Source organism: Candidatus Berkiella cookevillensis (genome assembly GCF_001431315.2).
Taxonomy (GTDB): domain Bacteria; phylum Pseudomonadota; class Gammaproteobacteria; order Berkiellales; family Berkiellaceae; genus Berkiella_A; species Berkiella_A cookevillensis.
On record NZ_LKHV02000001.1, the window covers coordinates 2836843 to 2849387 of the forward strand.

The 12545-nt window shown below is 41.0% G+C and carries 12 protein-coding genes; 5 read left to right on the forward strand and 7 right to left on the reverse strand.

Features of this window, described 5'->3' with window-relative positions:
- Positions 1 to 64: 64 nt before the first annotated feature.
- Both CC99x_RS12200 and CC99x_RS12205 read left to right on the forward strand, forming a co-directional pair.
- Positions 65 to 1003: a L,D-transpeptidase family protein gene (locus CC99x_RS12200; protein ID WP_057624336.1), complete on the forward strand. Its 939-nt coding sequence runs from the start codon at positions 65 to 67 to the stop codon at positions 1001 to 1003.
- A gap of 61 nt (positions 1004 to 1064) precedes the next feature.
- On the forward strand, positions 1065 to 1526 hold the full coding sequence (locus CC99x_RS12205) for a tRNA (cytidine(34)-2'-O)-methyltransferase (RefSeq protein WP_057624337.1): 462 nt from the start codon (positions 1065 to 1067) through the stop codon (positions 1524 to 1526).
- A gap of 197 nt (positions 1527 to 1723) precedes the next feature.
- Here CC99x_RS12205 and CC99x_RS12210 read toward each other — a convergent pair whose 3' ends face one another.
- The 3 genes from CC99x_RS12210 to CC99x_RS12220 are packed head-to-tail and all read right to left on the reverse strand — an operon-like array spanning position 1724 to position 3702.
- Positions 1724 to 2725 (reverse strand): NAD(P)H-dependent glycerol-3-phosphate dehydrogenase, encoded by a 1002-nt coding sequence (locus tag CC99x_RS12210; RefSeq protein WP_057624338.1) that lies wholly within the window; start codon positions 2723 to 2725, stop codon positions 1724 to 1726.
- Positions 2722 to 3204 (reverse strand): protein-export chaperone SecB, encoded by a 483-nt coding sequence (gene secB / locus CC99x_RS12215; RefSeq protein WP_057624339.1) that lies wholly within the window; start codon positions 3202 to 3204, stop codon positions 2722 to 2724. The genes CC99x_RS12210 and secB overlap by 4 nt, the downstream gene beginning before the upstream one ends.
- Positions 3205 to 3237: 33 nt before the next feature.
- Complete coding sequence (locus CC99x_RS12220) at positions 3238 to 3702, reverse strand: rhodanese-like domain-containing protein (RefSeq protein ID WP_057624340.1); 465 nt, start codon at positions 3700 to 3702, stop codon at positions 3238 to 3240.
- Between the two features lie 97 nt (positions 3703 to 3799).
- Between CC99x_RS12220 and gpmI the strand changes: the two genes are divergently transcribed.
- From gpmI to CC99x_RS12235, 3 genes are all read left to right on the forward strand, one after another.
- The gene (gene gpmI, locus CC99x_RS12225) at positions 3800 to 5335 is read left to right on the forward strand and encodes a 2,3-bisphosphoglycerate-independent phosphoglycerate mutase (protein ID WP_057624341.1); all 1536 of its coding nucleotides are present in this window, start codon (positions 3800 to 3802) and stop codon (positions 5333 to 5335) included.
- 1 nt (position 5336) lies between these two features.
- The gene (locus CC99x_RS12230) at positions 5337 to 6491 is read left to right on the forward strand and encodes a murein hydrolase activator EnvC family protein (RefSeq protein ID WP_057624342.1); all 1155 of its coding nucleotides are present in this window, start codon (positions 5337 to 5339) and stop codon (positions 6489 to 6491) included.
- A gap of 289 nt (positions 6492 to 6780) precedes the next feature.
- Positions 6781 to 8217 carry a S41 family peptidase gene (locus CC99x_RS12235; protein WP_077065393.1) on the forward strand — a complete coding sequence of 479 codons (1437 nt, stop codon included), beginning with the start codon at positions 6781 to 6783 and terminating at the stop codon, positions 8215 to 8217.
- Positions 8218 to 8451: 234 nt separating this feature from the next.
- Here CC99x_RS12235 and rpoH read toward each other — a convergent pair whose 3' ends face one another.
- The 4 genes from rpoH to CC99x_RS12255 all read right to left on the reverse strand — a co-directional run bounded on the left by rpoH (position 8452) and on the right by CC99x_RS12255 (position 12394).
- A complete protein-coding gene (rpoH, locus tag CC99x_RS12240) occupies positions 8452 to 9318 on the reverse strand; it encodes an RNA polymerase sigma factor RpoH (RefSeq protein ID WP_057624343.1) in 867 nt (288 codons plus the stop codon).
- A gap of 195 nt (positions 9319 to 9513) precedes the next feature.
- Complete coding sequence (locus CC99x_RS12245) at positions 9514 to 10683, reverse strand: hypothetical protein (RefSeq protein ID WP_057624344.1); 1170 nt, start codon at positions 10681 to 10683, stop codon at positions 9514 to 9516.
- 166 nt (positions 10684 to 10849) lie between these two features.
- Positions 10850 to 11500, reverse strand: coding sequence for an isoprenoid biosynthesis glyoxalase ElbB (elbB, locus tag CC99x_RS12250; RefSeq protein ID WP_057624345.1), 651 nt, complete (start codon positions 11498 to 11500; stop codon positions 10850 to 10852).
- Positions 11501 to 11530: 30 nt separating this feature from the next.
- Positions 11531 to 12394: a sterol desaturase family protein gene (locus CC99x_RS12255; RefSeq protein WP_057624346.1), complete on the reverse strand. Its 864-nt coding sequence runs from the start codon at positions 12392 to 12394 to the stop codon at positions 11531 to 11533.
- Positions 12395 to 12545 lie beyond the last annotated feature (151 nt).

Consider the following 12545-nt stretch of genomic DNA (forward strand, 5'->3'; position numbering starts at 1 on the left):
CGATAACAATGTGTGAATTGTAATTTGGATAATTTGGTTTTAACCATGTGTGATAGGTGCGCGAATGAAAAATATACTGCGCTCAGCGGCAAGGAATCGGTCTGCTGTTGCTAAACTATTGCTATGGATTGGCGCTGTTTTTGTTACAAGTAACGTATCTGCTTTAACTTTTCCTCTGCCATCAGATGGAAATATTGTAGGGCAAATACAACATGCCACGGTTCGGCCGGGTGAAAATTTATCAACAATTGGTCGACGCTTTGACATCGGCGGATATGAGATGAAAGAAGCAAACCCAGGCGTTGATTACATGAATCCTGGTGTGGGTAGGACACTTGTCATCCCATCAAGATTTGTACTCCCCAATACCTCTCGAAAAGGTATCGTTATCAATCTTTCAGAAATGCGATTGTACTATTACCACCCAGATGGCAGACAAGTCTCAACCTTTCCTGTGGGTGTAGGTCAAGAAGGTTGGGATACACCTTTAGGTGAATCTCAAATTGTCAGAAAGAGAGAGAATCCTACTTGGGTCGTACCCGATTCAATACTCGAAAACCACAAACGTCTGGGTAAATACATTGCGCCTATTATGCCTCCAGGGCCTAAAAACCCGCTTGGTCAATTTGCAATGACGACTGGCTTCAAGAACATCGTGATTCATGGCTCACCTTATCCAATGGGTGTTGGCGTCAGGAGCAGTCATGGTTGTATCCGTATGTTAAACGAAAATATCCGTGAGCTTTATCACATGGTGCCAGTTGGAACGAAGGTTACCATCGTGCACGAGCCTAATAAGCTTGGATATTTGGGGAATCAAGTATTTCTTGAATCACATGTGCCCATCTCTAACACAATGTATACAGGTCTCTCTAGCACAGATACACTGGTACAAAGAATGGCAAACAAACTGGGTAAGAAAATTACCATCAAACATTCTGAGGCTCAACGCTTAAGAAGCCAACCCTTAGGATATCCCGCACTGATTGGTAATATTTTCTAAAATGTCATCACATTTAAAAAAAGGGGTTGATACCCCTTTTTTTTCTTATATAATCTGAAAAATGTTTCATATCATACTTTACCAACCTGAAATTCCACCCAACACCGGCAATATCATACGCTTATCTGCCAATACGGGCTGTTGCCTGCATTTGATTGAGCCTTTGGGTTTTACGCTAGATGATAAGCAGCTTAAAAGAGCAGGCTTAGATTATCATGCATTGGCCAATGTAAAACTGTACCCCAGCCTAGCGCTGTGCTTAGCGCAATTTAATCTCGAACGCTGCTTTGCACTCACCACTAAAGGCACAACACAGTATCATCAACCACGTTTTCAAGCAGGCGATGTCTTTGTCTTTGGCCCTGAATCAAGAGGACTACCCGCAGAACTGCGAGATAATTTTAAGGCTGACAATAAACTGAACATTCCACAACTAACGCAGGCACGCAGCTTAAACTTAGCCAATGCGGTTTCTATCATGGTTTATGAGGCGTGGCGCCAAAATAATTTTGCGAGCAGTTAGGATTTAAGCTTCGCTCACTTTGCTGTCATGCCAGCGAAGGTTCATAGGCGTCAACTTAAGAAGAAAACATAATTAATAAGTGATTAACCTACTTAACCCTCACCCGCTTCTTAGAAGCCCCCTCTCCCAAAATTGGTAGAGGGGAAAATGTTCGCTTTGCGAACGAAGAAATCAGTTGCTTCGCAAATCTGAATGCTTTAGGTATGTTGGATAGGAAGATTCAGCAAATCTAACATCGCACCCTGTGCTGGCTTAGCACCATAAATGACTTGTTCAACTTGTGTGCAAATCGGTAACTCAACATCATATTGCTTTGCCATTAACAATAGCTCTTTGACATTACGCTTACCTTCAACCACTTGACCAATCGATTGTTCGGCCGCTTCTACAGCTTGACCTTGGCCTAAAGCCAAACCAAAACGACGATTGCGTGATTGATTATCTGTGGTTGTTAATACCATATCGCCCAAACCAGCTAAACTCATAATGGTATCCAGCTGTCCGCCAACAGCTTTGCTTAAAAGGCTCATTTCATGCAGCCCTTTTGTAATGAGCGCTGCTCGTGCATTTGCGCCAAAGCCTAAACCGTCTGAAATACCCACCGCAATCGCAATCACATTTTTTACAACCCCACCAATGGCAACGCCTCTGACATCTGTTGAGGGATAAATACGAAAAAATGCACTATGAAATAAAGGTGTTATCTCTTTAAGCACTTCTGCAGATTTACTTGCAAGACTGACCGAAGTTGGCATTTTCATGGCGACTTCTTTGGCAAAACTAGGGCCTGATAAAATAGCAACTGGCACATTCAATATTTCTTCAGCAATCTCATGCAAGAAAAGACCATCTTCAGTAACACCTTTTGTTGCAATGATGAGTGTTTTTATTTTTGAGACAAAGGGCTTTAATTGTTTTAAGGTATCTACAAAAACATGACTTGGCACGCACATTAAAACCAAAGCATCGGCTTCAAAGGCATCCGCCAAAGAAGAAGTACAGACAAGGTGCTTTGGAAATTTAGCACCTGGAATATATTTCTTATTCTCACGATCTTGATTAAGCGCCTTGATTTCATCTGCAAATGGCCCCCACAGCTTTAATTGCTCAAAGCGTGTGGCACCATATAATGCTAAAGCGGTTCCCCAAGAACCGCATCCAAGCACGATTAAAGGCAAACGTGCTAATAACTCACTCATCCGTTCGCAGCCTCTTCTTTTTGTTTTTTCTGCTGCTCTAAATGTTGTAAATAAAGTGCATCAAAATTAACAGGCGCCAACAATAACTGAGGGAAACCGCCCCGTGTTACCAGATCAGAAATCGCTTCTCGTGCATAGGGATATAAAATGTTAGGACACATAGATCCCAAAGCATGTGATAATTGTTCCTTAGGGAATCCTTTGATGGTAAAAATACCAGCTTGATGCACTTCAACCAAAAACGCTGTTTTATTAGCCATCTTCACAGTAACTGTTAAGTGCAATACAACATCGTATACATTTTCTTCAATGTCTGTTGTCTTGGTGTGTAAATCGACATTAACTTCTGGCTTCCACTCTTCTTTGAAGATTTGTGGTGCATTGGGTGTTTCAAAAGAAGCATCTTTGATATAAATGCGTTGAATATTAAATATTGGCCCTTGTTTGTCATCAGGCATCGTTGTGTTGTCATTTGCCATTATCTTCTCCCTTCCCATTGATTATGAATAAAATTAATGCTTAGAAACGGGTAAATTTTCTGAACGCCATTGGTTCAACCCGCCTTTTAGAAAATAAACATCCGTAAATCCCTGCGCCAAAAACCATTGTCCAATTTTAGGTGACTGCGCACCGTTTTCACAAACAACAACAATGGGCCTAGATTTATATTTAGTCAGTGTTTTCTTTCGTTCTTCTAATTCAGATTGCATCATGTGAATAGCGCCGAGTATATGACCTTGCTCAAAAATTTGCTTTTCTCGCACATCAATCACCACTGCTCGCGAATGGTTCATCAAGTTAACCAGCTCGTTTGGCGCCAGTCCTGGCAAGCCAAAAGATCGGTTACGCAGCTCAGTGACGGCTAACAAAACTAACAATGCAACAAAAAGACTTGATAAAGCCCAATGCTGAAGAAGAAATGACCAGTATACTTCCATCCGCTCATGACCTAATAGGTATAACAATAAGCTGGCCATTATACACAGTATCGCTTTATCTGGCGACTCAGCATGTTGTCGACACCAAGCAATCAGTTACAATGGGTGTCTTAAAAAAATATTTATATAGCTAAAAATGACCCGACCAAAGCCAGTTTTATTGCTAATTTTGGACGGCTGGGGTGCCAGCCAAGAAATAAAAGGGAATGCCATACTGGCAGCCCAAACACCCACATGGGACAAACTGATTGCAACACATCCTTACACTGAAATTGAAGGCTGTGGCGAAACAGTAGGCTTACCACACGGGCAAATGGGTAATTCAGAGGTAGGACATTTAACCATTGGGGCTGGGCGTATCGTCCATCAAGATCTCAGCAAAATAAATCTTGCCGTGCAAGATGGCTCCTTCTTTCACAACCCTATCCTAAGGCAAGCCTTCCTCAATGCGGAAAAAACACAAACCGCTGTTCATGTCATGGGTCTGTTATCACCGGGTGGCGTACACAGCCATGAAGATCATATCTTTGCATTGCTGGAGCATAGCAAGCACTACAATTGCCCTGTTTATATCCATGCCTTTTTAGATGGCAGAGACACCTCACCCAAGAGTGCCGAAGCCTCTTTAGAAAAGTTAGAGAAAATAGTTGCAGCCTTACCTAAAGCACACATTGCGACCCTCATGGGGCGCTACTATGCGATGGATAGAGACAATCGCTGGGATAGAATTGAGCGTGCTTTTAACGCAATTGTACATGCTAAAGCAGAGCTGCATTTTTCCTCTACGCAGCAGGCACTGTCACATGCTTATGCACACAATCTAACAGATGAGTTTGTATTACCCAGTATCGTCGATGCAGCCTATTCTGGCATACAAAGCACAGATACGGTGCTGTTTATGAATTTCCGCTCAGACCGCGCAAGGCAGATGAGCCATGCACTCTCAACGCCTGATTTTTCTGGTTTTGATCGCTTGAATTTTAAACCCATCAAACAATTAGTAACGCTCACCGAATATGACAGCACTCTCAAAGCAGCCATTCTCTTTCCTAAAACCACACCTAAAAATGGTTTAGGAGAATACTTACAAACCTTGGGACTACAACAATTAAGAATCGCTGAAACAGAAAAATATGCACATGTAACTTTCTTTTTCAATGGTGGCGTTGAAGCACCTTGCGAAGGAGAAGAGCGAATACTCATTCCCTCTCCTAAAGTACAAACTTATGATTTGAAACCGCAAATGAGCGCGCTTGAGATTACAGAGCATTTAACGCAGGCCATTGCCTCTCGTCGTTTTGATGTCATTATCTGCAATTTTGCAAACGCAGATATGGTTGGGCATACAGGTAATTTCAAAGCAACCATTGAAGCAATCGAATGTTTAGATCAGTGTCTAAGCAAAATAATCGCAAGTATTGAAGCACAAAACGGTGCGCTGTTGATAACCGCTGACCATGGCAATGCAGATTGTATGTACGAAACCAATACAGATAACCCACATACAGCACACACACTTGCAAAAGTACCCTTTGTGTATTGTGGTTCATCATCATTGGTTTTTAAGCACCAAGTAGGTTCATTACAAGATGTTGCCCCAACCCTACTTCACGTTATGGGTATTACCCCACCCAAAGAAATGACGGGTGTATCTTTGCTAACGGACGCCTAAAATGACAACTCGATATAATTTCATTTTTTTATTTTGCTTATGGATAAGCTTGAATGCGCATGCCTATACGCCCACGAAGCAGACAGAAAAATCCAAACAAACGCTAGAGCTACTACAATCTAAAATTAGCTCTACTGAATCTAGTATCCATGAAGATAAAAAACAATTATCCCTCTTAAATAAGCAACTCAGAAGTCTTGAAATAGAGATTGGAAAACTGAACGAACATATTCGTGGCTTGCAAACACAAATTGATAGCTCTGCCACACAAGTGACTCAGCTCACCAATCATTATGCCGTATTGGCAAAAGACAAAGCACAACACGAACAATTACTCTCCGAATTGATCTTACAAACTTATAAGAACTATCAGAATGAGCGCTGGCAACTATTATTATCTAATAAAGATATACAAAGCCTGATGCGATTGACACACTACTATCATGATTTATCTAATGCTCGAAAAAAAGAGATCCATAATCTCATCACCAATTTATCAAGTATTGAAGCAACTGCTAACAAAATTGAACAAGAAAAATCAAATTTAGAGCGGCTACAAAAAGCAGAAACTCAACAAAAAAATGACTTGCTGCAGAGTCAAAATCAACGCAAAGAAATCTTAAGCAAACTCAACAATCAAGTAAATGCAAATGAGAAAAACCTAGCGCAGCTCAAAGGTGAACAACACGCCCTAGAAGCAGTCATGAAAAAGCTACAATCTGGCTTGGCAAAAATGCCAGAATATATCGAGCCCTCCTTTAAGTTTCAAAAAAATAAAAGCACGTTATTCTTCCCCATACAAGGTCAAAGCGCCACTTTAATGGCCGTCACGGCTCATCCTGGTGAAAAAAACAAAAAATCCTATGTTAAAGCAACGACAGGCACACCTGTATATGCCATTTACAGTGGACGCGTTGTGTTTTCAGAATGGCTACGTGGGGTTGGTTTACTCTTGATCATCGATCATGGCAATGGTTACATGAGCTTATATGGTAACAACGATATACTTTACAAGTCTGTCGGTGACACCGTTAATAAAGCTGAAATGATTGCCAGGGTTGGCCAAAGCGGTGGTCATAGCGAACCTGGGTTATACTTTGAGTTAAGAAAAGATGGAATGGCGCTTGATCTGAGCAATTGGTTCAGGCTTAGTTAGTTGATAAGCAGTGTTTAGATAGAAAGCACAGCGCAAATTTTCGACTAAAATTAAAAAACATTTACTTGTTTGTGAAATATAGTCACAGCACATGATTTTTAGGGTAGGCGTCAAGCCTCGAGCAACCGGAGTGTACAAAAGTACATGAGGATTGCAAGAGGGCGAAGACAACACACCCAACATTGTGCCCCTTGCGGGTAAAACTCATATGCGAAGACTACAGCATAAGTAACGCAAGCTAAAGATATCGGAGAGTACGCGACACTCTTTTATTGTTAAGGACAACTCTATGAAATTACATCTAAAAAACCACTTTGGTTTAGCTCTTGTTTTACTCTCCAGCCTGTATACCTATTCTACTTTCGCAAAACCCAATGAAAGCAATATCCCATTAGATGATTTGCAGCGCTTTACTGCGGTTGTAGAACATATTCGAAAGTATTATGTAAAACCAGTGGACGATAAAGAACTTTTTGAAAATGCGATTCGCGGTATGTTAGCCGGCCTTGATCCACATTCAACTTATCTTGATCCTAATGAATTCTCTGACTTGAAGGTAAATACTTCCGGCAAATTTGGGGGGTTAGGGATAGAGGTCACTATGGAAGACGAAGTTGTGAAAGTGATCAGTCCTATCGATGATACGCCTGCCTATCGCGCTGGAATTCTCGCTGGTGACATGATTGTACGCCTCGATGATACACCCGTTAAAGGCTTAGCGCTGAAAGATGCGGTTGAAAAAATGCGTGGCGAGCGCGGAACAGACATTGTACTGACCGTTATTCGCAAAGGCGAAACAAAACCACTCAAGATTAAAGTAACACGCGACATCATTAAAGTGAAAAGTGTTAAATCCAAGCTGCTCGATGATCACTATGGCTACATTCGAGTTTCTCAGTTCCAAACCCGCACCTCTGAAGATCTTGAAGCCGCTATTGCGCAACTTCGGGTAGCCTCTCATGATCGACTCCAAGGCGTTATTTTAGATCTGAGAAATAACCCAGGCGGTGTTTTAGATGCCTCTGTTAAAACCTCTGATCTCTTCTTAGATAAAGCAAAACTTAAATACAACGGTTTAATTGTGTACACTGAAGGCCGCTTACCAGGCTCTAAAATTGAAGAGAAATCTGTAGGTGGTGATATCTTAAAAGGTGCGCCTATCGTTGTAATTGTAAATGAAGGATCAGCATCTGCCTCAGAAATTGTAGCAGGCGCTTTGCAAGATCATAAACGTGCACTTGTCGTCGGTGCTCAAACCTTTGGTAAAGGTTCTGTTCAAACCGTGTTACCACTCAGAGACAAACATGGCCTCAAACTAACAACCGCTTTGTATTACACGCCTTCTGGGCGCTCTATACAAGCCAAAGGTATCACGCCAGACATTCAAATTCCTAATATCAAAATCCCAGAACAAAAGGATGATGACACTTGGGCAATGCTAAGAGAACAAGATCTCAGTGGCCATTTAGATAATAAGCAAGATACAGCAACACAAGCTCAAAAAGATCAAGCCATCGCAGCCAGCATGGCAAAGGATAGTAAATTAGCTGAGATTAAAGAAGAAAAGCCCAAGAAGCCCCTTATCATTGAAGATTACCAACTCAATGAAGCGCTGAATTTATTGAAAGCACTGGCATTGATTGGCGGTGATATAGATAGGACAAAGAATGTTGTCTTGAATCAAAATAAACAAGAGGCGGTCAAAACAAAAGCCGTGGCAAATTAAGTTATCTTCTAAATAGCGACGTATATCATCAGTTAAGAAATGAACGAAGTGAATGATGTTCTTCCCTTGGTATCAAGGGAAGAGGCTCAACTAAAGTTGAGCAGATGGATTTTAAATATGTTTTAAAAATCCCTCCGCCACAAGCGGCGACTCCCTTTGATAACAAAGGGAGCATATGGCGCTTTGCGCATGAGAAATAACTGATCAATAAATTATAATAGTAAATACTAATATCTAATGCGCAGTAATCATTTTCTTCAGCGCTAAAATAGCCGACTTTTCAATTTGACGTATGCGCTCAAGCGATACTTTATATTTAGCAGCAAGATCTTTTAATGATGATTTTTCCTCATTAAGATAACGCTCAGTCACAATATCCAAACTACGTGGATCCAGTGCTTCTAATGCACCCTTTAGCTTATCTTGCTGGTTGGCCTGCTCATTGTTGTGTGCTAAAGCCTGCAAAGGATCACCTTCTTGCGCTTCTAAATATTGTTCAGGCGTTACAACATAAGTATCGCCCGATTCTTCATTCAATGGCATATCAAATGCCATATCCCTTGCCTGTAAACGTGATTCCATTTCGATGACTTCTTGTGGCAATACACCTAAATCTTTGGCAACCACAGCGACTTCTTCTTGTGTAAACCATGCTAAGTGGTTTTTCTTGCCACGTAATTTAAAAAATAACTTTCGTTGTGCTTTGGTGGTCGCAATTTTCACAATTCGCCAGTTACGGATTACAAATTCATGAATTTCAGATTTGATCCAATGTACAGCAAAAGCAACCAATCGAACACCTACAGCAGGATCAAAACGCTTTACTGCTTTCATAAGACCAATTGTACCTTCCTGAATCAAATCAGCTAAAGCAAGTCCATACCCTGTATAAGTACGTGCGATAGAAGCAACAAAACGTAAATTAGATAAAACCAGTTTTTGCGCGGCTTGCAAATCACCTTGTTGGTGATAAGCCACTGCCAGGTCTCGCTCTTCTTCTGCACTTAAAAGTGGAATTTGCTGTACACGCTGCAAATAGGCCTGTAACCCATCTTGTACAGAAGGTAAGTTATAAGAGGTTATTTGCAAGGCTGTTGACATAATTACACCTGTATCTACAAGTTGTTTAACATTACTTTTAACGATTCACTCATAATTCTAGCACTCTTCCTATTAGAGTGCTACATTGAAAAATATATATTTTTCAACAAGATATATATAATATCAGATGCTGCAGCGCTAAAATCACCAAAGGAGTATCTACAAATACCCCTCTTAGGCTTAGCTCATTCTTTATTAAGGGTGCACATTTGCGCCTTGTGGTGCCGGGATCCCTGGCTGTGGCTGCCCATTACCTACCTGAGCTACAGGTTGCTGCTGCGCAGCACCAAATAAATATTGGTACAAGCGATTATTAACAACCAATGGTGGCATTGGCTGCCCCATAAACCACTGATTCAATCTTAGCCAAGAGGCTTTTAAAGACAAATACGCTAAAGTTGTGGCAACAGCAGAACCTGCCAATACTTCTGCATAATAAAAAGCAGCGGGTGGAATTCTAACGCCTGTTTTCTGATATAAGCCTTCAGAAATACCATCTGCGACATATTGCATACCACCTTGCATCAAGTCATAGCTCGCACCCATACCATCCCAAAACATATCTGTTCCCCAAGAAGCCCAACTCGCTGCTGCATTTCTTAAAGGTGCACTTACTTGTGCTAAATAATTGCCTTGACCACTGAAATAAGCTCTAGCCTGTGCTAAGCATTCTCTGGCTTTTTCTGGACCACCAAACACACAATGTCTGATTTGCGTGCTACCCCACAGGACATCTCTGCCTATTCCAAAAACAGCAATCCCTGTATCTGTCGCACTTTCACTTAACTCATAAACAGAAGGTGCTGCATGATCTGCCAGTGATTTATGAAAAAACAAAGTAGAAAACATATTTCTCAGCATCCATAATGGTTTATTTGCGATAGTGATGAGTGTACCTTCGCCACCAAATACCCAATCTCTTGCTGACCAGTTTAAATCGTTCTTATCAAAGGCATTATATATACCTGGAATCATTCGTTCTAAAGGCGGACGCATGAGTGCGGTGGTTGCAGGTTTAATCGCATCCCAAAATTTTTCTTTTAAAAAAGCATCATGCACATAATCAGAAATTGTTTCAGGCAAAATAACCTTGCCTGCTACTTTGAGTGCTTTTTTAGACAAGTGTTTGATCTTAGGAACAAGACCCGCAGGATGCGCACCAACCCCGACAGCAACGTGTGCGCCATGTGCACCTTGAGGTGGTTGTGGCCGCGAAAAAGCCCAATTAACCGCTTTATAACCCACATAAGGCAACACCAAATAATGAAAACCATGCTCTGTCAATGCATGAATAGAATCAGCGGCATTAAAGGCTGCGTTCTCAAAGCTATTAAAGATTAAAGGGTTATAATTATAGGCACTCATGTTAAACACCGAATAAAGTTCACTAACAAAATATTTGCGAACTGTAATCAACACCACGGGGTATTGCAAGGTGTTTGCTGGAAATGCTGATAATCTGTGTAAATTTAACGATGAGCAGCGAAACCAAAGGATAGTTTAACAAAAACTACCCTTTATGGCTGACTCTTTAAATCATAGCAAGGATCTCAGTCACTAGCTTTTCAATGCCAAGCTGTGCTTCGCTGATCCTGTTTGCCAACATATAAGCAGGTGTGCTCACCACTTTGTGTGTCTTGTCCACAACAATATCTGTCACAGGACAAGCAATATGCTGCCCTCCCATTGCACTCAATTTATCAGCAGTGGGTTTATCCGTACCAATAGTGAGCTTGGTTTGAGTAGGATAGAGTTTAGGAATCATCGCCGGTGCAATACAAATAAAGCCAACAGGCTTTTGGGCTGCATGCATGGCGGCCACCAACTGTGACACGCCTTCATTCACATGACAGTGGGTTCCTTCAAAGGCAAAATCACATAAATTCTTAGCAGCCCCAAAGCCCCCCGGAAAAATAACCGCATCAAAATCACTCGCAGTGATCTCTTTTAAATCTTTGATCTCTCCTCGTGCAATACGTGCAGCCTCAACCAACACATTACGTTTTTCAGGCATTTCTGTCTGCGTCAAATGATTAATGACGTGAACTTGGTCAATATTAGGCGCAAAGCATTGATACTGTGCGCCCGCCTTATCAATCGCCAGCAAAGTTAAAATAGCTTCGCCAATCTCACTACCGTCCATGACACCACAACCCGATAAAACAACGGCTATCTTCTTCATCCTGCATTCCTCCACAAAAACCCAATATTTCTATTCCCGCCATCCCATCCAAAGTTTCTGTACATACTTCTTCTTGGGTTTGAACTTTCTGAGATTAAACGGTAATAATAGCATTATTTCTAATGTCTGATATTTTTCTTCACGATACTCTTCTTGCCCCAAAACCAGCCTATTTTCTCCTGCAGAAGGCCTTGCTTTATAAGTGTTGAATAATTTATCCCAGAGAATCAAACAAAAACCAAAATTTGTCATATATTCATCTTTGCGATCAGAGTGATGAATACGATGCATACCAGGTGTCACAATAAAATAACGCAAGTATTTTTCAGTCTTTTCCGAAAAATAGAGGTTAGCATGTGTAAACAAGACACCCAAATTTAATATAATTTCAAAGAGCAGCGCTGCCAATACAGGCACACCAAAAAAGACAACACCAAAGGATTTTATTGCCATAACAACCAGTTCTTCAAAAGGATGAAATCGTAAGCCTGTGGATACATCCATTTCTTTATCAATATGATGCACTCGATGACAAAACCATAACCATTTATAGCGATGCATCAAACGATGCTGAAAGTAAATCAATAAATCTAAAGCAAGAATTCCTATTATCACTTTTATAAAAAACGGCATTGTTACTTTATTTAAGATACCTTGATGGTTTTTTTCAGCAAGCCAGGCTGTTTGCAATAAAAATATAGGAAAAACCAAACGTATCGCTGCTTGAGAGATAAGACTCAAAGAGAAATGTTTAAGCCATCGCCTAAACAAAGAGCTTCGAATCATTCGCCAGGGCGACCGAGTTTCCCAAAAAGCCAATAGCAAAAAGAAGCTTAAAGCACATCCAATGCGCAGATAGCCTTGTGTCGATTGTAACCATTCATGCAGTGCCATATATACTCATCTCAAACAAGGATTCAAGTTTCACTCAATGTACCATCCACATCCTAAAAAAGGGAGAACTCATTACAGTCATTCAACTTGCATTATTTTGGGATGCATCCTAAACAAATCACGGTGAGCTTGGTATGATAGCCATCAGAAT

Coding starts and splice junctions, on each gene's coding strand:
- CC99x_RS12245 (WP_057624344.1), bottom strand. CDS start 10,683: ATGAGTGCCTATAATTATAACCCTTTAATCTTTAATAGCTTTGAGAAC.
- CC99x_RS12200 (WP_057624336.1), top strand. CDS start 65: ATGAAAAATATACTGCGCTCAGCGGCAAGGAATCGGTCTGCTGTTGCT.
- CC99x_RS12230 (WP_057624342.1), top strand. CDS start 5,337: ATGACAACTCGATATAATTTCATTTTTTTATTTTGCTTATGGATAAGC.
- gpmI (WP_057624341.1), top strand. CDS start 3,800: ATGACCCGACCAAAGCCAGTTTTATTGCTAATTTTGGACGGCTGGGGT.
- CC99x_RS12220 (WP_057624340.1), bottom strand. CDS start 3,702: ATGGCCAGCTTATTGTTATACCTATTAGGTCATGAGCGGATGGAAGTA.
- CC99x_RS12205 (WP_057624337.1), top strand. CDS start 1,065: ATGTTTCATATCATACTTTACCAACCTGAAATTCCACCCAACACCGGC.
- CC99x_RS12210 (WP_057624338.1), bottom strand. CDS start 2,725: ATGAGTGAGTTATTAGCACGTTTGCCTTTAATCGTGCTTGGATGCGGT.
- elbB (WP_057624345.1), bottom strand. CDS start 11,500: ATGAAGAAGATAGCCGTTGTTTTATCGGGTTGTGGTGTCATGGACGGT.
- CC99x_RS12255 (WP_057624346.1), bottom strand. CDS start 12,394: ATGGCACTGCATGAATGGTTACAATCGACACAAGGCTATCTGCGCATT.
- secB (WP_057624339.1), bottom strand. CDS start 3,204: ATGGCAAATGACAACACAACGATGCCTGATGACAAACAAGGGCCAATA.
- CC99x_RS12235 (WP_077065393.1), top strand. CDS start 6,781: ATGAAATTACATCTAAAAAACCACTTTGGTTTAGCTCTTGTTTTACTC.
- rpoH (WP_057624343.1), bottom strand. CDS start 9,318: ATGTCAACAGCCTTGCAAATAACCTCTTATAACTTACCTTCTGTACAA.